We start from the raw sequence: 21,396 nt of genomic DNA, 5'->3' as shown, positions 1-21,396 counted from the left end.
GCATGGCACAGGCACAGAACGCAGATAAACTTCAGGCATACGTCTGGGAAGGCAAGGACCGCAAGGGCAACAAGACCAAGGGCGAGGTCTCGGGCACCAACCTGGCATTGGTGAAGGCACAGTTGCGCAAGCAGGGCATCATTCCCAGCAAGGTGAAGCGCAAGCCCAAGCCCCTGTTCGGCGGCAGCAAGAAGGTGACGCCGTTCGACATCGCCATGTTCACCCGACAGCTGGCCACCATGATGAAAGCCGGGGTGCCACTGGTGCAAAGCTTTGACATTGTTGCGGATGGCCTGGACAACAAGGGTCTGCAGGAACTGGTGGTAGCCATCCGCAATGATGTTGCCTCCGGCACCAGCTTCGCGGGCGCCCTGAGACGCCACCCCAAGCATTTCAACGACCTTTACTGCAACCTGGTGGATTCAGGGGAAAAGGCCGGTGCCCTGGAGCAGATGCTTGAACGGATTGCCACCTACCTTGAGAAGACGGAACTGCTCAAGAAAAAGGTCAAGAAGGCCATGACTTACCCCATTGCCGTTGTAGTGGTGGCGATCATTGTGACGGCCATACTACTAGTCAAAGTCGTTCCCCAGTTCGAGAGCTTGTTCCAAGGGTTCGGGGCCGATCTTCCGGTGTTCACCCAGATGGTCATTCAACTGTCTGAATGGATGCAGAAGTGGTGGTTTATAATCCTGCTGGGCATCGTGGCCTTCATTTTCTCTTTCGGTCAGGCCAAGCGACGGTCACAGAAGTTTTCGGACATGGTCGATAAGTACATCCTCAAAATTCCCATTATGGGCGAGATCATTGACAAGTCCGCCGTTGCCAAGTTTGGCCGGGTATTGTCCACCACGTTCGCCGCCGGCGTGCCGCTGGTCGAGGCTCTGGATTCTGTTGCAGGAGCCACCGGTAATGCCGTTTACCGCGATGCGGTCATGAAAATCAAGGATGAGGTGTCGTCTGGTGTGCAGTTGCAGGCCGCCATGAAACAGACTGACGTTTTCCCGGTGATGGCCGTGCAGTTGACGGCCATCGGTGAGGAGTCCGGTAACCTTGATGAGATGCTGGCCAAGGTGGCGGAACACTATGAGGCCGTGGTTGACGACATGGTGGACAACCTGACCTCGCTGATGGAGCCGATGATCATGTCTGTGCTGGGTGTGCTTGTTGGTGGCCTGATTGTGGCTATGTACCTGCCGATCTTCCAGATGGGGCAGGTTGTTGGTTGATGCCCTCCCTTGATGTATTCCTGTCCACGCCCTGGCTGCTGTATCTGACCGTGCTCTTTGTGTCTCTTTGCATCGGCAGCTTCCTGAACGTTGTCATCCTGCGCCTGCCGAAAATGATGCACCAGGAATGGCGTTGTCAGTGCCAGGAATTCCTGGAGGTTCCGGAGGGTGAACGCAAATCCGAGGAGACGGTCACCCTCTCCCGCCCTGCGTCCACTTGCCCGTCCTGTGGTCATCGGATCCGGCCCTGGGAGAATATTCCGGTGGTCAGCTATCTGTTCCTCAGGGGTAAATGCAGCAACTGCAAGACCCGCATTTCGCCACGCTATCCGCTGATTGAAGCGATCACTGCTGTGTTTTCCCTGATCACGGTCTGGTTGCTGGGGCCTTCTGCCGGAACCCTTTGGGCGCTGGCTCTGGTCTGGGCCTTGATTGCCCTGACCATGATCGATTTCGACACCCAGCTTTTGCCAGACAACATCACCCTGCCCCTGATGTGGCTGGGCCTGGTGTTGAACTACTTCGGGTACCTGACGGACTTTACCAGTGCCTTCTGGGGCGCCGTTGCGGGTTACCTTTCCCTTTGGTCCGTCTACTGGCTGTTCAAGCTGGTGACCGGCAAGGAAGGCATGGGGCATGGGGATTTCAAGTTGCTGGCAGCTATTGGCGCGTGGCTGGGTTGGCAGTTGTTGCCCGCGGTGGTGCTGCTGTCGTCGCTGGTGGGTGCCATCGTGGGTATCAGCCTGATGGTGTTCCGCAAGCATGGCCGGGAAGTGCCTATTCCGTTTGGGCCTTATCTGGCGGCGGCCGGGTTGCTGTCGCTTTGGTTCGGGGATGAGATTCTGTTTGGGTGGTATGCGTGGCTGGGGGTTGGTTGACTGCTTTTAGCCCCTCGCCCCTGGAGGGAGAGGGGTTGGGGTGAGGGGGAGAGTTCAACTCCATTGCCTGACTTCCAGCGCCCTTTGGGCGCTCCCCCTCACCCTGGCCCTCTCCCTCCAGGGGAGAGGGAATGTTCGGCGAGAACTTGGAGAGTCAGCTTCCCGCGTAGCCCAGTTTTTTATCCACGTTATTGAACAACTCATCGCCGTGATGCCAGCGATCAAAGTTCTCCAGGAACTGATCCGTCAGGGCCCGGCGCCAGCCGATGAAGTCGCCGGACATGTGGGGGGTGAGGATAACGTTGCCCATCTCCCATAACGGGTGATCCTCCGGCAGGGGTTCCTCTTCGAACACATCCAGGCCCGCACCGGCGATTTCCCCTTTATTGAGCGCGTCGACCAGGTCTTTGGTGTTGACGATAGGGCCGCGGCCGATGTTGATCAGGCGGGCGCTGTCTTTCATGGCGGCGAAGGCCTTCTGGTCGAACAGGCCTTCCGTCTGCGGCGTCAGGGGTGCGGCGATCACCACGAAGTCCGCTACGGCCAGTTGGTCGAACAGCTGCTCGTTGGCATGAACGGCGATAAAGTCTTCATCCTCATCCCGGGCCCGGCGGGCGATGCCATGGGGATTCATGCCAACAGCGCGGGCCAGCCGCGCGATCTGCCGGCCGATGGAACCGGCACCCACGACCAGCACTTCCCGCCCCTCGGCACGCTCGGTATCCCGGTGCTTCCACTTGTGGCCCGCCTGCAGCCGCATGGACCGGGGAAAGTCCTTTGCAAACATCAGCATGGTGCATAGCACGTATTCGGCGATACTGCGGTCGAAGATGCCCCGGGCATTGGTGACGGTGACATTGCTGTCAATCAGCGCCGGGAACATCAGCGCATCCACACCCGCGCTGGTGGCGTGAATCCACTCCAGTTTGTCCGCCACGGGCCAGGCAGCCTCCAGGGCCTCGGTGCGGAAATCCGTCACCATCATCACCTGACTGCCGGGCAGGGCTTCGCGCAGCGTGTCCTCGTCCCAGGCAAACCGTACCTCGCCACGGGCCTTGACCGCCTCGATACCCGGCGGCGCATCTTCATCCGGCGCGGTGAGTACGGTGATAATCGGCTTCTGGTGTTGGCTCATGGGCGTGAAATCCTCCTGTCAGCGGGACGTTACCTGCCATGAGTTTGGCCGCTGCGGCATGCGGGGTCAAACCTGCCCGGAAAAACATCTGACCGGGTTTTCAGCCGTCGTTCAGAGGCTCCTGAAATAAAGCTCTCAAAGGTCTTGTACCGGTATTGCGTCGTAGACTACTCTGCCAGAACAAAGGCGTTACAGAGCCGCTGACAGGCCCCGCGGGGAGCGGCCTGCCGGAAATCAATTCATGGCAGTGAGAGGTGTTTATGGCAGAAGCTGCAAAAGATACCGGGCAAACCCAGCCGCGCAAGGTGAAGTACCGCAAGGCGAAGGCGTCCTGGAACCCCGCCATGCAGGCGATTCCGGTGCCTGGTATCCGACGGATGGTCAACATGGCGGCGGACATGAACGACGTCATCCACCTGTCGATTGGCCAGCCGGATCTGCCAACGCCAAAACATGTTATCGACGCCTACATTGATGCTCTCAACGCAGGCCAGACCGGCTACACCATGGACGCCGGCCTGCCGGAACTGCTGGTCGCTCTGCGGGATTACTACAGCAAGCGATACAACCGTAAGCTGACCCGGGACAATATCCTGATCACCAGCGGGGCCACCGAGGCCATGTACCTGACGATCACCTCCACCGCGCAGCCGGGGCGGCAGTTCATTATCACCGACCCCACGTTCCTGCTGTATGCCCCACTGATACGTATGAACGGCGGTGAGGTGAAGTATATTCCCACCCGGGCCGAAAACGATCATCAACTGGACCCGGACGAGGTTATCCGCGCCATGGGGTCGCGTACCTACGCGATCATCCTCAATTCGCCCAACAATCCCACCGGGGCGGTGTACCCACGGTCGACCATCGAGACCATCGTGGAAGAGTGCGCCTACCGGGGCATACACATCTACTCCGATGAGGTCTATGATCACCTGATCTTTGACGACGAGGACTACGCCAGTGTTCTTAACTGCTCCGTGGACCTGGACAACATCATGTGCATCAGCAGCTTCTCCAAGACCTACAGCATGGCGGGCCTGCGGATCGGCTGGGTGATCTCCAGTCAGGCCACCATCAAGAGCCTGCGCCGGTATCACATGTTCACCACCTCGGTGGCCAATACGCCCGCCCAGTTTGCCGGGGTGGCGGCCCTGACCGGTGACCAGCAATGCATCCGGGATATGGTGGGCATTTACCGGGAACGGCGGGACAAGATCGTTGAACTGATCGACCAGACGCCCCACCTCACCGGCTACAAGCCCGGGGGCGCCTTTTTTGCCTTCCCCAACCTGCCACCCCATGTGGACGGGTCGGACCTGGCCCTGCGCATGCTGAAGGAAACCGGTGTCTGTACTGTGCCGGGCGATGCCTTCGGCGAGAACACGCAGAATGCCCTGCGGCTGAGTTTCTCCACCACCTGCGAGAAACTGGAAGAAGCCTTCGACCGCATCATCCCGTGGATGGCGAAACAGCAGTTCTGACGTCCTGACACTATTGTTTTGGGCGCCGGTGCACAACGCGCCGGCGCCCTGAAGCAACCTCCCGAACCGGCCGACAACCATGCTGGAACCCGCCGTCATCCAATGCCCCTACTGCTGGGAACAGCTGGAGGTCTTTGTCGACCCCAGCGTCAGGGACCAGGAATACGTGGAGGACTGCCAGGTCTGCTGTCAGCCCATCCTGATCCATGCCTGGTTCGACGCTGACGACGAGTTACAGCTGACAGCAGCGCCGGAGAATGACTAAGGTGTAACGTCCCTGCCCCATACGGCACTTGCCTGCAACAGTGCACTCGGCCAACCTATACTCATTACCCTAGACCTACAGGAAAGACCATGAAGTTTCGCGTCGTAATCACATTGGCACTGGCCGCACTCCTGATGTCCGGTTGTGCGGGCTTCTCACCCCTCACCATCAGTGAATCCACCCTGGAGCGACACCTGCAGGACGCCGTGTCCAACTATGACCGCGAGCAGTTGCAGGCAGGATCGCCCCTGAGCCTGTCCCTCTCCAACGCGGATATCACCCTGGGCCCGGATGGCCGCGACGTGGCAGTGATTGACCTGTCAGGCCAGGTGGCGCTGAATGCCCTGATGGCGAAGATACCGGCGAATATCAACCTGAAAGTGGAGGGGTCGCCGGTGTACGACAGCCAGGAACGGGCCATCTATATCCGCCGCCTGAAGCTTCTGGAAAGCAGCGTCGACACGCCCTATTTCGGCAGTAAGGAACTGGCGCCGGTGACTGACAATGTCATGCGCGTGGTCGCCCAGATGCTGGAGAACGTGCCAGTGTACCGCCTGGATGACACCAGCCTGGGCGCCAGGATCATGGGCATGACGGATATGGACCTGCGGGTGGCGCCGGGGCGTCTGGAGTTTGTGAAACGCTAAAAGCCCGTCTCCCTCGAGGGGAGAGGGGTTGGGGTGAGGGTGGAGCCATCAACTCCAATCAAGGAAGACCACGTATGGAACAAAGGAAGTTCGCAAAAAACCTGCGTAAAAATATGACTGACGCGGAGCGTCTGCTTTGGCGTCATCTGCGAGATAAAAGGATCCAGGGAGCCAAGTTTCGCAGACAGCATCCACTCGGGCCTTATGTTGTGGACTTCGTTGAACTGAACCACAGGCTCATCGTGGAGGCAGATGGTGGTCACCACAACGAATCCAGCAGGGACTCTGTGCGAGATGCCTGGCTTATTCAGCAAGGGTTTCAAGTTTTGAGGTTCTGGAACCACGATATCCAGGGGCAAACTGAAGTGGTGTTGGAGGAGATATATCGGGCGCTTCGCGCCTCCCCCTCACCCCGACCCTCTCCCTCCGGGGGAGAGGGAGACCAAAGCGCAGTCAATGGAGATGACCGGACAGCTATTAATCCTTCTACCTAGCTCCCCGACAACGACGAGTCGGACGGATCCAGCTCCATCTGCTGGATGGCTATCACTGCCTGGGTCCGGTTGCGGACGCCCAGTTTGCGGAAGACGGCGGTGATGTGAGCCTTGATGGTGGCTTCGGAGACGTCCAGGTCGTAGGCGATCTGCTTGTTCAGCAGGCCTTCCGCCAGCATGCCCAGCACCCGGAACTGTTGGGGTGTCAGGGAGGCCAGGCGTTCCGAGAAGTCGGTGTTTTCCACCTGCATCTGCTCCAGCTTTTCCGCAACGCCTTCCGGCAGCCACATGTCCCCTTCCAGCACCGCCTGTATGGCATCGGTGATTTCCGGCAGCGGTGCCGACTTGGGGATAAAGCCGGAGGCGCCATAGTCGATGGACCGGCGCATCACCTGCAGGTCCTCGGAGCCCGACACCACCACCACCGGCAGGCCGGGATACTGGCCACGCATGAATACCAGGCCGGAGAAGCCGTGGGCTCCCGGCATATTCAGGTCCAGCAGCACCAGGTCCGCATCCGGCTTCTGCTCCACGGCGGCCTGCAGGGCCTTGATGCTCTCCACCTCGGCCACGTCCGCATCGGGCACCGCCTGGCTGACGGCCTGGCGCAGCGCGGCGCGGAACAGGGGGTGATCATCGGCGATGATAATGTGTTGAGTCATCCACAGGCATCCTTCTCGTTATGGCGGCGTTCAGGGCGGTCATGTGCCGTTCGGTTCATTCGCTGACCTGATTGTACCCTGAACACGACGATGCCCGCAGGGAGATTATCCCCGCGGGCATCGTTGGCTGTCGTTATGGGCGAGAGTCTATTTGAAAGCGCGCTCGCTGATAAGATCGTCCACCACGCCCGGATCCGCCAGGGTGGAGGTATCCCCCAGCTGATCGTGCTCATTGGCGGCGATCTTGCGCAGGATGCGGCGCATAATCTTGCCGGAGCGGGTCTTCGGCAGCCCCGATGCCCATTGGATGACATCCGGGGAGGCGATGGGGCCAATTTCCTTGCGCACCCACTGGATCAGCTCCTTGCGCAGCTCCTCGGTGGGCTCCACGCCCTGGACCACGGTCACGTAGACGTAGATGCCCTGCCCCTTGATGTCGTGGGGATAACCCACCACAGCGGCTTCCGCCACCTTGTCGTGGGCTACCAGGGCGCTTTCCACTTCGGCGGTACCCAGGCGATGCCCGGACACGTTCAGTACGTCGTCGACACGGCCGGTGATCCAGTAGTAGCCATCCTCGTCACGACGGGCGCCGTCACCGGTGAAGTAGCGGCCCGGGTAGGTGCTGAAGTAGGTCTGTTTGAAGCGTTCGTGGTCGCCAAAGATGGTGCGCATCTGGCCAGGCCAGCTGTCGAGGATCACCAGGTTACCCTCGCTCTTGCCTTCCAGGATGTTGCCATCATTGTCCACCAGCGCCGGCTGCACCCCGAAGAAGGGGACGGTGGCGGAACCCGGCTTCAGGTCCACGGCACCGGGCAGTGGCGAAATCAGGATGCCGCCGGTCTCGGTCTGCCACCAGGTGTCCACGATCGGGCACTGGCTGTTGCCGATGACCCGATGGTACCACTCCCAGGCTTCCGGGTTGATGGGCTCGCCCACGGAACCCAGCAGGTGCAGGCTCTCGCGATTGGTGCCTTCCATGCACGATTCGCCCTCGGCCATCAGCGCGCGGATGGCGGTGGGGGCGGTGTAGAGTACGTTGACCTTATGCTTGTCCACCACCTGCCCCATGCGGGAGGTGTCCGGGTAGTTGGGCACGCCCTCGAACAACACCGTGATGGCACCATTCGCCAGCGGGCCATACAGGATATAGCTGTGGCCGGTCACCCAGCCAAAGTCGGCGGTACACCAGTAGACGTCGCCGTCCTGGTAATCGAACACATACTCGTGGGTCATGGACACGAAAGTCAGGTAGCCGCCGGTGGTATGCAGCACGCCCTTGGGCGCACCGGTGGAGCCGGAGGTATACAGCATGAACAGCGGGTCTTCCGCGCCCATGGGCTCCGGCGGGCACTCCGCCGAGGCGTCCTTCATAAGGTCTTCATAATGCACGTCGCGGCTGGCGTCCCACGGCACATCAGCGCCGGTGCGGCTTACCACCACAACCTTCTCCACATCGGTCTTGCTGTCACCCTTGAGGGCCGCGTCCACATTCTTTTTCAGGGGAATCTTGCGGCCACCGCGCACACCTTCGTCAGCCGTCACCACGAAACGTGACTTGCCGTTCTCGATACGGGCACCCAGGGCTTCCGGCGAGAAACCACCAAACACCACGGAATGGATGGCACCGATGCGGGCGCAGGCCAGCATGGCCACGGCGGTTTCCACAATCATGGGCATATAGATGGTGACCACGTCGCCTTTCTTGATGCCCAGGGTCTTGAGTACGTTGGCGAACTTGGCGGTTTCCGCATGCAGTTCGCGGTAGGTGACGTGGCGGGAATCAGCCGGGTCGTCGCCTTCGAAGATGATCGCGGTCTGGTCGCCGCGCTTCTCCAGGTGCCGGTCAAGGCAGTTAGTGGAGGCGTTGAGCACACCATCCTCGAACCACTTGATGGACAGGTTGTCGTAGTCGAAGGTGGTGTTCTTCACCTTGCTGTAAGGCTTGATCCAGTCCAGACGCTTGCCGTGCTCACCCCAGAAGGTGTCCGGGTCCTCGATGGACTGCTTGTACATCTGTTCGTACTGTTCGCGACTGATGAGGGCGCGTTTGGCAAAATTGTCGGGTACCGGGTATAGCTTCTTGTCGGTCATTATCTCCCCCTTTTTTCAGAGCCTGTTACTGAGTTGTCGGAATTGTTGGAACAGAACTTGTCGTCCGCTGCCGGGCAAACCGATGAGCATGCGGCAGGCAGGAATCGTCAGCCATCAATGGTTGGCTCAGCCGATTCCTGATAAGTGGATTGCCCTATCTGACCATGTCAGGGCTGACCATTGAATTAGACCAACGTATACCGAAAGAATAGACCCGCCGGGCCCCACTGCAAAGGAAGCCGGGCGGGTCAGCGTGCAGAGGGGCGTCAGGCAGCGGCTTTGGCGCGGCGCTGGCGGCGGGTGCGCAGGCTGTACACCCGTCGTTCAGCCATGGCGTAGCGGTTGAGCCCACCCAGGTGCGTCTTGCGGAGGTAGGTTTCCCAGCCGATGCGGCGGGGATCCACCGAGAACATCTCCCGGTCGCTGTCGCCCATGCGTTCGGCCAGTGCCATCAGTTTTTCATTGTGGAACACGTAGTCCGGCGCGGTGTAGAAGCCGAAAATGGTCGCCAGGGCCCGGGTGGTGTCCAGGTTACGCAGCAGCTTCAGTTCACGGCTCTGCCCGGCCATCTTCATGACCTTGCTGGCCAGTGACAGGGGCATCCGGATACCGGTTACCGTCGCGTCAAACAGGGTGCGATTGACGGCAATGAAGGGCTTGGTGGGCTGCCGGCAGAACAGCTTGTCGTAGGCGGCATGGTTCTCCCTCGCTTCGTCCATCAGATGGTCAATGAACTCACCCAGGGAAACCGGGTTCATGGACCCGCTGCAGCACTGGTAGATACGGCGCGCCGGCTCCGCGGTTACCGCCTCGGCGCCGGCCAGCAGGATGCTGTTGGCCACCAGGTCCACGGGAATCACGTCGATAATGCTCTCGCGGTTACCGGGGAACAGGGTGACCTTCTCACGGGCGTAGGCCAGGATGATGGCATCCGCTACCTTGACGCCCTCGATCCAGCCCGGCATGGGTTCCTTCAGGGCACTTTCGATGATCGAGGGGCGCACGATGGTCAGGCTCTGGTCCGCCAGCGATTCCATCAGCCGCTGCTCGCCCAGCCACTTGGTGAAGGTGTAGGTATCGCTCCAGCCATAATGATTGGCTTCGCGAATACCCAGCTCCACCAGCTTCTTCTCCAGCAACTTGCCGGAATAGCGGGACCGCACATCGGTGATCTTGTCATGGAGCAGCCGCACCAGGGCTTCGGTCTGGTAATGACCGTCGTCACTGCGTGGAATGGCGGCACCGGCGGGCTTGATGACTTCCTCACCAATCTCGCCGCTGTTCATGCCGTTCACATAGCAGGTGGACACCTGAACCACCGGGATACCACCGCCGTGACGGGCAAACTGGGCCACGTTGTCCAGGCACAGGGTGTTGATGGTCAGGGCCTTGTCCAATTCCTCGCGGAAGTTGACGCTGGCCGCGGAGTTGATCACCAGATCAATGCGGGATGTCAGGCGCTCGAACTCGGTCTCCGGCAGCCCGAACCGGGGACGGGTAAGCTCACCCTTTATACAGTGGACTTTCTGCTCGAGGAACGCCTCGAACCTTTCCTGATCCTCATTGCGCAGCAGCTCGAACACACTGGCACTGGCGATTTCACTGTAGAAGCGCTCGCGGGCATCGGGGTGGCGGGCATTGCCGCGCACCAGCAGATATATGCCGCCGATCTCGGGCACGGCCCGGATCAGCTTCTCCAGGACCGCCTTGCCGAGAAAGCCGGTGGTACCGGTAATCAGGACATGTTTGCCCTCCAGGGCGCGGCGAACAGAGGAATCTGTGTCGTCGAAATCCGGAAACAGATGACTCATTTCGGTTGAACTCCTTCTCGTTGGTCTCGCGGGTCCGGAACGAGGGTTGGATTCCGGGCCTCAGGGGCATCCATGGTAGTCAGACCCGGCTCTCCCTGAGCCATGGGCTCGCCGGGCATTATCGCCCTCACCGCAACCGTGTTGCCGATGCTCAAATTGACGACGACGATCTGTCCGGGATTTGCACAATACGGGCCAAACTTGTGCGGGGCACCGTAACACACTGGCCGTGAGGTCGTGAGTTTGTCATGGTGACCATGACAATATAGAGACAAAAACCAATAAATGAACTGTCGATTTACTGATCATAATTGTCTGACAGCGCCGCCAGAAAGCCCTCCACACGAACGGAATCCGGCTGCGACTTCAGGGTTGCCAGCAAGGCATCCTGTGAGCCGAAATCGGTGCTGCTGTAACCGATTGACCGCGGTAGCAGGGATGTTTCCGGTTCCGATGCCATGCCCGATAACAGTGCAGAGGCTCCGCGCAATGCTTCCTGCCTGAGCAGGGCATCCTGTGGGCGCTCCGCCAGCAGCCGCTGCAAATCGGCAAAAAGGGCCCGGCACTGTTCCCGGGGCGAGTCGGGGGGTGTCGACTGATGATGCATCCCGGTGGGTGCATTACCTTGTTGCTCGGTATCGGCGGTGGCGGGCGACGGCGACGCAGTTTCCGGGGCGGACACCTCCTGTTGTCGGTGACTGCGATGGTACCAGTAGGCGGCAAGGCCACTCTTGCGTGCCGGTAGCTGCGACAGGTGCCTGATCAGCTGATCCGCGAGGGAAATGAACTGCCGGCTGGAGGGGTCCGACTCCGACAACAGGGCGACCGGTCGCTGCAACTCCACGGACTGCTGAATCGACTCGTCACGCCAGATAGCGCCAATGTATTCGGTATCCATCCCCAGATGGCGGTGTGTGGCGCCCGAGAAGCGACGGAAAACCTCCCTCGCCTGGGATGCTCCGGCCGCCATGTTGACCACCACACCCGGGGTACGGCGGTAGCCCCGGCGCTGCAGTACCCGCAGCAGCGAGAAAGCATCGGTCAGTGAGGCCGGATCGGGCGTGATGACCACGCAGGCCAGGGCGGCAGCAGCTATCATGTGCAGAGCGGCCGGGCGCAACCCCGAGGCGGTATCGATGAGAATGGTGTCGTAGGCCTGTTCCATTCCGGCCAGGTCACGCAGCACCGACCCGGCATCGCCAAGGTCCATATCCATGCAACGCTGAACACCGGAAGCACCGGCAATGATGTGCAGGCCATGGGGGCCTTCCTGGATAACGTCAGCCAGCCGGCACTCGCCGGCCATGGCATGCTCCAGGGTGCGGGTGGGATAGAGGCCAAGCAGGATACTGACGTTGGCGAGATCGGTGTCTGCATCCAGCAAAAGCACCCGCCGGCCGCCACGAGCCATCGTGAGTGCCAGGTTAACCGCCACGGAAGTCTTGCCAACGCCGCCTTTGCCCCCGGTCAGGGCAATAATATCGGGGCGACTGGAACGACCCGGCACGCCTGTGCCCTCGCGGACCGGTGAACCGTTACTGCTGGAATCGCTCACGTCCATACCTGGTCAACAATCCTGTACCACTGGTCCCTGTCCGTTTCATGGCCATGCCACCCGGCGACCATGACGAGATATCCATGATACTCTGATTAATGGAACACGTGAATGGTAGGCGCCGTTGTTCAATTTACCGGCAAAAACTCTTGATATGTAACCTAAATAGACTATTCTGGGTCACTAATTGTTAACATTACTTAACGGATAGTTACAGAGGGTCGATGTCACCACCTCTTGCCACTGACGAAGCACTCCCCTCGCTTCCGGAGCCCCATCTGAGGGCCCTGGAGGCCTGCCGCCGTCAGCAGAGCTACCGGCAGATTACCGACATTATTCAGCTCGACACCGCCCTTTCCGCGCGCATTCTTACCCTGGCCAACGCCACCGGCAGCCATCACCCACAGCCAATAGACAGCCTGGAGCAGGCCCTGCTGCGCCTCGGCACCGATCAGCTGGAGCAGCTGGTACTGACCGCTGCGCTGCAACAGATCATGTTTGACCTGGCTGAAGGCCACTGGCAGAAGCTTCACGGTTTCTGGCACGACGCCCTGGCCGTCGCCCTGCTGTGCAGGGCCCTGGCCCGTCTTACCCGTTACCCGGCCACTGACGCCGCCTTTCTGACCGGCATGCTGCACAACGCCGGCAAACTGTTGCTGTTGCGTCAGGAACTCAGTGTGCCCAACAGGCCATCCGAGACGGGATATGTGGAGATGAGCGTGGCCCTGGCCAGGCACTGGCAACTGGACTCCGACATCCTCGAGGCCCTGGCCCACCAGCAGGCAGACACGACAACCCTGGGCCCGACCCGGCACCTGGCGCGCCTGGTTGCCGTTGCCGTCCAGCTGGTCACCCGGGAAGGCCACGGCCTGACCATGGCAAAAACCATGTTTGGCCTGGAGGACGAGCTGACGGCGGAAATACTGCGCCGCATCTGGCTGGAGACAGAAGATCTGGCCCGGGAGATGGGAGTGGCCACGCTCGCCCACTACGACGGCAACCGTTCGACGCGGCGCCTGACCATCGAGACCGTGCGGGAACTGTTGACCAGCGACCTGCTGTCGCAGTCGCCACCGTCGATGTCGGAAGACCGGATACGCCGGCAGGTCCATGAAATCAATAATCCGTTGACGGTGGTCCGGCAATACCTCTACCAGCTGCGCAAACGACTGTCGGAGACTGGAGACGACCGGGATATCGATATCATCGAGGAAGAGCTTGGCCGGGCCAGCGAGTTACTCGGGGAACTGGTCGCCGGCAGCGCCGGTGCCACTCCCGCAGACAATAGCGGGCATCAGGCCGTCCTCAACCACGAAGTGCAGGCGTTGCGGGACCTGCTATCCGACGGCCTTTTCCGGGAGCAACAGGTCACCTGTTCACTGGCGCTCAGCGGCGAAAGCACAGCCATTTCAGCCCCCGGGGCACAGGTCCGCCAGGTGATACTGAACCTGCTACGCAATGCCGCGGAGAGCAGGCCGGGAAGCCCGGTGCAGATCACGCTGCAGTCCACCGCACCGGTCTGGCAACAGAACCGGCAATGGGTGGAGCTGACCATAGCGGACGACGGTCCCGGCCTGCCGGCCACTATCAGACAGAACCTTTTCGAACCGGTTGCAACCGGTAAGGGCGAGGCCCATAGTGGCCTGGGCCTGAGCATCGTGAAACAGTTAATGGATGACATGGACGCCATCATCAGTTGCCAGAGCGGCCCCTCGGGGACCCTGTTCCGGCTGCTTTTCCCCGCGGGGGCCGAAACCGAAGACCGGTAACAGCATCACCAGCGGCCCGGGCACTTGTCCGCAGGCTGGTTGACGGAAAGGAACCTGCTGACAACCGGCACAGGTCGACGAGTAGCGTGCAATGATCCATAAAGCCGATTCAGAGCCAGTGCCATTCCGGGAACGCCAGCGGATACTGGTGGCCGACGACAATCTTCGCCTGCTGAAGAGCCTGACCGACCTTCTCGGTGAACAGGGCTACCATGCGGTCGCCGCCACCGACGGCAATGAGGCCTGCCGCCTGCTACGGCAACACCAGTTCGCCCTGGCCTTCCTGGACCTTAACATGCCGGGTCGCGATGGCTTCCAGGTCATGGAGGAGGCCTGTCGACTGCAGCCCGAGTGTGCTCTGGTGGTGGTCAGTGGCGAGACCTCTTTCCTGTCGGTCAGCCGGGCCCTGCGGCGCGGGGCCAGCGATTATATCCGCAAACCCTTCGACCCCGAGGAAGTGCTGGCAACCCTGGAAAGCGTGCTCGGCAGGCAATCGCTGTTGCGGGCCCATGAAGACGTCCAGCAACGGCTGGAAAAATCCGAGACCCTGCATCGCTATATCGTCAACAACTCGCCCGATATCGTGTTCATGCTTGATGAGCAGGGGCGTTTCTGCTTCCTCAACCGCAAGATTTCCAATCTGCTTGGCTACCGGCCCGCTGATCTGATCGGCCAGCATTTCCGGCTGTTGCTGGACAAGGGGGAATCATTCGGCAGCAACCTCTCGCTGGATGATCCGGGCATCAGCACGGACCGGCCGGCAACCTTCGAGGTGCGTCTTCGCGCCAACGGCAGCATGAAGACCACCCGGCATTTCGAAATCACCGCCTTCCCGATCGACCCGGGTAGCTGGAACAGCGCAGGCGACCCGGAGGAACGCCATCTCAGCGAGCGGGCCCGCTATTATGGGCTGGCCCGGGACATCACCGAGCGCAAGGAAGCCGAGGCGTTCATCAGCTTCCAGGCCTATCATGACCTGCTGACGCGCCTGCCCAACCGGGCCCTGTTCAGGGACAGGCTGAACATGGCCCTCAACCAGGCCAACCGCTACCAGCACCCCCTGGCGGTGATGTTCCTGGACCTGGACCGCTTCAAGATTATCAATGACACCCTGGGCCACAGCGTGGGCGACCGCCTGTTGCAGGCAGTGACGCAACGCCTTGAGAAATGTCTGCGCAAGGGTGACACCCTGTCACGATTCGGCGGTGACGAGTTCACCCTGCTGCTGCCCATGGTGCCGGACCGTGACCATGCCGCCATCATCGCGCGCAAGCTCATCGACGCACTGAAGGACCCCTTCAGGCTCGATAACCAGGACATCTTCGTGGGCGTCAGCATTGGTATCGCCATGTATCCGGAGGACGGGCAGCATATCGAACAACTGATACGCAATGCGGACCTGGCCATGTACCAGGTCAAGTCCCGGGGCAAGGACAACTACTGCTTTTTCGACAGCAGCATGAACGTGGACACCAGCCAGCGGCTGACCCTGGAGCGGGACCTGCGCAGGGCCATCAGCCATGGCGAACTGGAGGTCCACTACCAGCCCCAGGTCTGCCTGCGGACAGGTGAAGTGGGGGGGCTGGAAGCCCTGGTGCGATGGCGCCACCCCCAGCGGGGCCTGCTGCAACCCGCCGAGTTCCTGCCCCTGGCCTCGGAAACCAATCTGATTGCCGAACTCAGCCACCAGGTGCTGACCAGTGCCTGCGAGGAGGTTGGCCAGTGGATTGCCGCCGGCTACTCCGACCTGCGGCTTGCGGTCAACCTGTCGCCGGTTCAGGTGGAACATCCGATGTTTGCCAGGCGCCTTATGGCTCAGTTGCGCCAGGCAGGGTTCCCGCCCGGCAACCTGGAAATCGAGATTACCGAGAATGTGATCATGAATGACCTGGAGAAGGTGAGCCAGACGCTTCGGGAGCTGGCGCAACAGGGCATCCGCATTGCCGTGGATGATTTCGGAACGGGCTACTCCTCGCTCAATTACCTGCACCAACTCCCCATCCATATCCTGAAAGTGGACCGCAGCTTCATCCAGAGTATCCGGGCGGGTAATGAAGGTGCCTGCATCGTGGACGCCGTTATCGCCATGGCCAAGGGACTGAAACTGGAAATTGTCGCCGAGGGTGTGGAAAACCAGGACCAGCTGGACTACCTCAGGGCCAGACACTGTGACCATGTGCAGGGCTTTCTGTTCGGCCGCGCCCAGCCCGGCCCGGTGGTGCAAAAGCTGCTGGATGGCCAGTTGCTTCCGGCAGCCGTTCAGGCCTGACGGAAACCCAGCCGGGCCAGGAAGGGATCGATATCCGCCATGACCGGGCCGGAGAACAGGCAGCGATGGCCCGAGGACTTGTGCCGCACCAGATCCCCGGGCTGAAAACCCGATGCCTCCAGCAGGGCTCCGGTTCGGCGGGCGATGGCATCCCCCGAGTCCACCCAGTGGGCGACCTCTGGCAGCAGGCGCTGCAACGCCTCCCGCACCAGCGGGTAATGGGTGCAGCCCAGCACCAGGGTATCCACGCCGGCATCGCGGAACGGTTGTAAGGCCACCGACAGCGCCGGTTCCGGCAGCGGGCGCCCCCGGGCCCAGTCTTCAATCCAGCTGACCAGTTGCGGGTGCCCTACCCGTTCGATGGCACAGTCCGCTGCGAAGTCACGAATCAGCTGTTCCAGGTAGGGGCGCTTGACCGTGGCCGGCGTTGCCAGCAGGCCGATACGGCGGCTGTCCGACAGCGCGGCGGCAGGCTTGATGGCCGGCACCACCCCGACCACCGGCACGTCCACGGCAGCCCTGAGCGCCGGCAGTGCCACGGTGCTGGCCGTATTGCAGGCGACCACGACCACATCGAATGCACGCCGGGCCAGCTGTTCCAGCACCAGGCTGACGGTGCGGTCCACCACCGTGGCTTCCGGCTGGTTGCCATAGGGAAAGCCGGCGTTGTCCGCCACATGGGTCAGGCGCGCCGCCGGTATCTGCCGGTGGATACTGGCGGCAATGCTCAGTCCGCCCAGGCCGGAATCGAACACCAGGATTTCCGGCACTCTTTGTGGTGGCAGAGGCCGTGGCGGCGAAGGTTGTGGCCGCAGAGGTTGCGGGGAACGCGCCGTACTCAAGCGCCCATCTCCTCCTTCAACTGGCGAATCAGACGTCCGGCAATGGTAGTGTCCGGCGGAATCGGGGGGTGATCATCGGGGGTGAACCAGTCCGCCTCGGCCAGCTCATCTTCCTGCAACACCAGGTCACCGGATTCATAGTCGGCAAAGAAACCCAGCATCAGCTGGTGGGGGAATGGCCATGGCTGGGAGGTCCAGTAGCGCACGTTGGTAACGGTCAGGCCGGTTTCTTCCATGGTTTCCCGGGCAACCGCTTCCTCGGCACTTTCCCCCGGCTCCACAAAACCCGCGATCAGACTGAAGAAGTAGCTGCGCGCACGCGAGGAACGGGCCAGCAGGAAGCGGTCACCCCGGCGGATCACCACAATCACGCAGGGCGCCAGGCGGGGATAGAAAGGAATGGCGCAGTGGTCGCACCAGCGCGCCCGCTCACGGGGGTGGAAGCCGGTGGCATTGCCGCAGCGGCCACAGAAACGGTGATCCATAAACCATTGCTGCACCTGGGAGGCTGTGCCCAGCACCGAGGCCGGGGCGTCCGGCAGTGTCAGCAGGGCTTCACGAAGATGAACCGGACGGGTGGCATACAACAGCATGCCGGGGTCGACGCTGGCCACGTACACCGCACGGCCGTCCAGCTCGCCCACGTACACAGGCTCGACGCCGTGGTCCAGGGCGCCCTCGACACTGCCCCAGCGGTGATACCAGTCATCATCGGGGCACCAGATCTCCGGACCATTCATGGCCAGCACCAGGTCTTCCGGATCCGGTGCCTTGTGAGACCAGCCTGCGCTCCAGTTTTCCATCAAACACTCCACTCACATCAAAGGCTGCAATGTATCATATCTGTTAAAGTCATCAGCACGCATCACTTTGTCCACCACCACCGACACTAGGTCCCCTTTCGGAGTCTGACTGAATGCAAATACTGCCTGCCATTTCCGGCGCCCTGACTACCCTCCTGCGCAAAATCCTGTTTCTGTGGGTGCGTACGGATGTCCTTGGTGCCAGCAGGCAGGACCTGGACCTGGACCCGGATCGCCCGGTCTGCTACGTCATGCAGTACAGCTCGCTGTCGGCCCGGCTGGTGCTTGAGCAGGAGGTGGAACGCGCCAATCTGCCGCCAGCCCGTGCCCCGATGAACATCCATGGCGGGCCGCGTCACTCCTTCTGCTTCCTCTACCGTCGCGCCCGCAGCAGCTTCAGCCCCCGTGCCACACCGGTCATGACCCGTCGCATGGAGCGGCTGATAGCCATGTCGGTGGAAGACCCGACTCTGGATATCCAGCTGGTGCCGGTGTCCCTGTTCTGGGGGCGGTCACCGGACAAGGAAAAGTCATTTCTCAAACTGCTGCTGTCAGACACCTGGTCCGTCGCCGGGCGCTTCCAGAAGCTGCTGATCATCCTGCTCCATGGCCGCAATACCCTGGTGCGCTTCGGCGAACCGCTGTCGCTGGCGAACACGGTCCGTGAACACCACCGCAGCAAGGCCAGGGCCACCCGTAAGACCGCCCGCCTGCTGAGAACCCATTTCCGCCGGGTACGCCAGGCGGTACTGGGCCCCGACCTGTCCCACCGCCGCACCCTGGTGGGCGACCTGATCCGCACCCCGGCCGTGCGGGATGCTATCCGCGAGACCGCCCGCCACGAGGAGATCCATCCGGACAAGGTGCGTGCGCGGGCATGGGGGTATGCCAATGAGATCGCCTCAAGCATGTCCATCGCCACCATACGTATCCTGGAGATCCTGCTCAGCTGGCTATGGAACCGCATCTACAATGGTATCCGCATCAACAACATCCATGAGGTGCAGGAGCTGGCCGAGAAGAACGCCGTGGTTTATGTGCCCTGCCATCGCTCCCACATTGATTACATGCTGCTGTCCTACGTGCTGTACCGCAATGGCCTGATGCCGCCCCATGTCGCCGCCGGCATCAACCTGAACATGCCGCTGGTGGGCCCCATACTGCGTCGCGGTGGTGCCTTTTTCATGCGCCGCAGTTTTCGCGACAACCCCCTCTACGCCACTGTGTTCAACGAGTACATGCACGTCATGTTTACCCGCGGATACTCGGTGGAATACTTCGTGGAAGGCGGTCGCAGCCGCACCGGTCGCACCCTGCAGCCACGGCCCGGCATGCTGTCCATGACGGTACGAAGCTTCCTGCGGGACCACCAGAAACCCATCGTGCTGGTGCCCGTGTACTTCGGCTACGAGAAAGTGATGGAAGGCCGCTCCTACCTGGGCGAGCTGCAGGGCAAGAAAAAGAAACAGGAGAGCGTGGTAGGCCTGGCCAAGACAGCACGCAAGTTACGCAACTCTTTCGGCAAGGTGTCGGTCAACTTCGGCAGGGGTATCGACCTGGACACCGCCCTGGAACAGGCCCGCCCGGGCTGGAAAAACGAGGCCGTGGGGCGCGAGGCCCGGCCGCACTGGCTGAATGCAGCGGTGAACCATCTGGCAAACGAGGTCGTCACCGGCATCAATGCCGCCGTGGCCGTCAATCCGGTTACCATGGTCGCCACGGTGCTGCTGGCCACCGAGCGCTTGGCCATGGACGAGCGCCAGCTGGCGCGGCTGATGGACCGCTACCTGGCCCTGCTGAAGGCACAACCCTACGCCGACACGGTTACCTTTCCCGAGGGCGATGGCCGGGAATGGATACGCTACTGCGAATCGATGGGGCTGGTGGGGCGACACCCCCAGAAGCTGGGCGATATCGTCGGCCTGGATGGCGTCAACGCCACCCTGATGACCTACTACCGCAACAACATACAGCACCTGTTCGCGGTGCCGGCACTGATCGCCTGCCTGTTCGAGAACTGCACCTCGCTCTCCCGGGACCGGGTGACCTTTCTGGCCAGCGCCATCTACCCCTACCTGCAGTCGGAACTGTTCCTGCGCCATGATGCCGACAACGTGGGCGCGGAAGTGGACCGCTGGATCGACACCCTGGTGGAACACGGCTTCCTGCGTACCGATGGCGATCGCGTGATGGGCCCGGACGAGGGCACCGACCAGCGGCTGCAGCTTCACACCCTGTCCCGTTTCATCATCCAGACCCTGGAGCGCTATTACATAGTCATCGCCACCCTGCGCAAGCATGGTCCGGGTGTACTGACGGCAAAAGAACTGGAAGAGGAAAGCACGCTGATGGCCGAGCGCATGTCGATCCTGTTCGGCCTCAATGCGCCCGAGTTCTTCGATAAGGCCCTGTTCCGCAACTTTATCGAGAACCTGCGCAGGAATGACGTGATCACCGCCGGCGACGACGAACGGCTGGATTATACCCGTGAGCTGGAAGAGGTCGCCGAAGATGCCCGGCTGGTGCTGAGTGTGGAAAAACGCCAGGCCATTGCCCAGGTCACCCAGCTGGGCGCCGCCTGACCACAGCCACCCGGGCACGGCTCAGGACGATGGCAGGGCTTTAAGGGGATAGACATCGTACCGGCTGCTTTTGCCTTCCAGCTTCAGCGCCGGCGCGTCACCCTCGATAGCGGGTGCCCGGCGTGACCGCTTGACCACCACCCGGTAACGGGCGCACGCCAGAGCGGCCTGCAGCAGGTCGGCGGCGTCGGGGTCATCCCCCACCACCGGGCGGAACAGCTGCATCTCCTTCTTGACCTGGGCCGACTTGTCCCGGTGCGGGAACATGGGGTCCAGGTAGACCACATCCGCCACCGGCTGCCCCGCCCGCGCCTGCAGCCAGCGGATGCTGTCGGCATGGATCAGGGTCATGCGGGAGGCGACCGCCGCCGTGGACGCATCAGCCGCTGCCCGGGCAAGCCCGTCCTCAAGCAGGGCGTGAATGACCGGCGAGCGCTCCAGCAAGGTCACCCGATGGCCGAGCCCGGCCAGCACGAAGGCATCCTGGCCCAGGCCAGCGGTGGCATCGAGAATATGCAACGTCTGATTGGTGCGTTTCAGGCCGATGGCCTTGGCTATAAGCTGACCGGTGCCACCGCCATGGGCCAGGCGGTAACCGGCCTTGCCGGACACAAACTCCGACCTGACCGGGCCCGGCGCCTTGCGGCCGGTGGCCTGTAGCGACAAGCCGTTCTCGTCCAGGAACAGCACCAGCGCCGCGCTGTCGATCTGCCTGGCAGGCACGCCCCCCAGAAACGTCGCACCCAACCGTGTTGCCAGGGCCTCCGCTTCAGGCCACTGAAGGTCAGAGCCACAGGCAACGGGCGGAACGGGATCCGGGTGAGACAAAGGCGATTGTTGCATAGGGAGAGTGCGCGTCAGAGGGAGGGAGGAGAGC

Annotated in this window: 17 protein-coding genes; 9 read left to right on the top strand and 8 right to left on the bottom strand. The window is 61.6% G+C overall.

Annotated elements, in window-relative coordinates; all coding sequences use genetic code 11:
• Positions 1-2: 2 nt before the first annotated feature.
• Positions 3-1,229: a type II secretion system F family protein gene (locus IE079_RS12190; protein WP_189576795.1), complete on the top strand. Its 1,227-nt coding sequence runs from the start codon at positions 3-5 to the stop codon at positions 1,227-1,229.
• The gene (locus tag IE079_RS12185; RefSeq protein ID WP_189576793.1) at positions 1,229-2,107 is read left to right on the top strand and encodes a prepilin peptidase; all 879 of its coding nucleotides are present in this window, start codon (positions 1,229-1,231) and stop codon (positions 2,105-2,107) included. Before IE079_RS12190 ends, IE079_RS12185 begins: the two co-directional genes overlap by 1 nt.
• Before the next feature lie 154 nt (positions 2,108-2,261).
• On the opposite strand, the gene IE079_RS12180 is transcribed toward IE079_RS12185, so the two are convergent.
• Positions 2,262-3,242 (bottom strand): D-2-hydroxyacid dehydrogenase, encoded by a 981-nt coding sequence (locus tag IE079_RS12180; protein WP_189576791.1) that lies wholly within the window; start codon positions 3,240-3,242, stop codon positions 2,262-2,264.
• 260 nt (positions 3,243-3,502) lie between these two features.
• Here IE079_RS12180 and IE079_RS12175 point away from each other — a divergent pair, with 260 nt between their 5' ends.
• The 4 genes from IE079_RS12175 (at position 3,503) to IE079_RS12160 (ending at position 6,132) form a co-directional block, all read left to right on the top strand.
• Positions 3,503-4,726 (top strand): pyridoxal phosphate-dependent aminotransferase, encoded by a 1,224-nt coding sequence (locus IE079_RS12175; protein ID WP_189576789.1) that lies wholly within the window; start codon positions 3,503-3,505, stop codon positions 4,724-4,726.
• 79 nt (positions 4,727-4,805) lie between these two features.
• Complete coding sequence (locus IE079_RS12170) at positions 4,806-4,991, top strand: CPXCG motif-containing cysteine-rich protein (protein ID WP_189576787.1); 186 nt, start codon at positions 4,806-4,808, stop codon at positions 4,989-4,991.
• An 89-nt stretch (positions 4,992-5,080) separates the two neighbouring features.
• Complete coding sequence (locus IE079_RS12165; RefSeq protein WP_189576785.1) at positions 5,081-5,638, top strand: YceB family lipoprotein; 558 nt, start codon at positions 5,081-5,083, stop codon at positions 5,636-5,638.
• 74 nt (positions 5,639-5,712) lie between these two features.
• Positions 5,713-6,132, top strand: coding sequence for an endonuclease domain-containing protein (locus tag IE079_RS12160; protein ID WP_189576783.1), 420 nt, complete (start codon positions 5,713-5,715; stop codon positions 6,130-6,132).
• On the opposite strand, the gene IE079_RS12155 is transcribed toward IE079_RS12160, so the two are convergent.
• From IE079_RS12155 to IE079_RS12140, 4 genes are all read right to left on the bottom strand, one after another.
• Positions 6,129-6,794: a response regulator gene (locus IE079_RS12155; protein ID WP_189576781.1), complete on the bottom strand. Its 666-nt coding sequence runs from the start codon at positions 6,792-6,794 to the stop codon at positions 6,129-6,131. The genes IE079_RS12160 and IE079_RS12155 overlap by 4 nt on opposite strands.
• Before the next feature lie 147 nt (positions 6,795-6,941).
• On the bottom strand, positions 6,942-8,888 hold the full coding sequence (gene acs, locus IE079_RS12150) for an acetate--CoA ligase (RefSeq protein WP_189576779.1): 1,947 nt from the start codon (positions 8,886-8,888) through the stop codon (positions 6,942-6,944).
• A 266-nt stretch (positions 8,889-9,154) separates the two neighbouring features.
• Positions 9,155-10,699 (bottom strand): fatty acyl-CoA reductase, encoded by a 1,545-nt coding sequence (locus IE079_RS12145; RefSeq protein ID WP_189576777.1) that lies wholly within the window; start codon positions 10,697-10,699, stop codon positions 9,155-9,157.
• A 298-nt stretch (positions 10,700-10,997) separates the two neighbouring features.
• Entirely contained in the window at positions 10,998-12,254 is a 1,257-nt protein-coding gene (locus IE079_RS12140) for a MinD/ParA family ATP-binding protein (protein ID WP_227712475.1), read from the bottom strand.
• Between the two features lie 224 nt (positions 12,255-12,478).
• On the opposite strand from IE079_RS12140, the gene IE079_RS12135 reads away from it, so the two are divergent.
• Both IE079_RS12135 and IE079_RS12130 read left to right on the top strand, forming a co-directional pair.
• On the top strand, positions 12,479-14,023 hold the full coding sequence (locus IE079_RS12135) for an HDOD domain-containing protein (protein WP_189576773.1): 1,545 nt from the start codon (positions 12,479-12,481) through the stop codon (positions 14,021-14,023).
• A 91-nt stretch (positions 14,024-14,114) separates the two neighbouring features.
• Positions 14,115-16,292, top strand: a complete 2,178-nt coding sequence (locus IE079_RS12130) for an EAL domain-containing response regulator (RefSeq protein WP_189576771.1) — start codon at positions 14,115-14,117, stop codon at positions 16,290-16,292.
• On the opposite strand, the gene murI is transcribed toward IE079_RS12130, so the two are convergent.
• Positions 16,283-17,134 (bottom strand): glutamate racemase, encoded by an 852-nt coding sequence (gene murI / locus IE079_RS12125; RefSeq protein ID WP_227712474.1) that lies wholly within the window; start codon positions 17,132-17,134, stop codon positions 16,283-16,285. The genes IE079_RS12130 and murI overlap by 10 nt on opposite strands.
• Positions 17,131-17,937 carry an NAD(+) diphosphatase gene (gene nudC / locus IE079_RS12120; RefSeq protein WP_189576769.1) on the bottom strand — a complete coding sequence of 269 codons (807 nt, stop codon included), beginning with the start codon at positions 17,935-17,937 and terminating at the stop codon, positions 17,131-17,133. The genes murI and nudC overlap by 4 nt, the downstream gene beginning before the upstream one ends.
• A gap of 113 nt (positions 17,938-18,050) precedes the next feature.
• On the opposite strand from nudC, the gene plsB reads away from it, so the two are divergent.
• Positions 18,051-20,519, top strand: a complete 2,469-nt coding sequence (gene plsB / locus IE079_RS12115) for a glycerol-3-phosphate 1-O-acyltransferase PlsB (RefSeq protein ID WP_189576766.1) — start codon at positions 18,051-18,053, stop codon at positions 20,517-20,519.
• Positions 20,520-20,540: 21 nt separating this feature from the next.
• On the opposite strand, the gene IE079_RS12110 is transcribed toward plsB, so the two are convergent.
• Positions 20,541-21,362: a class I SAM-dependent methyltransferase gene (locus tag IE079_RS12110; protein ID WP_189576764.1), complete on the bottom strand. Its 822-nt coding sequence runs from the start codon at positions 21,360-21,362 to the stop codon at positions 20,541-20,543.
• Between the last annotated feature and the right edge of the window lie 34 nt (positions 21,363-21,396).

It is taken from the genome of Marinobacter zhanjiangensis (genome assembly GCF_014651935.1).
GTDB lineage: Bacteria > Pseudomonadota > Gammaproteobacteria > Pseudomonadales > Oleiphilaceae > Marinobacter > Marinobacter zhanjiangensis.
This window is presented reverse-complemented; position numbering and strand designations above follow the sequence as displayed.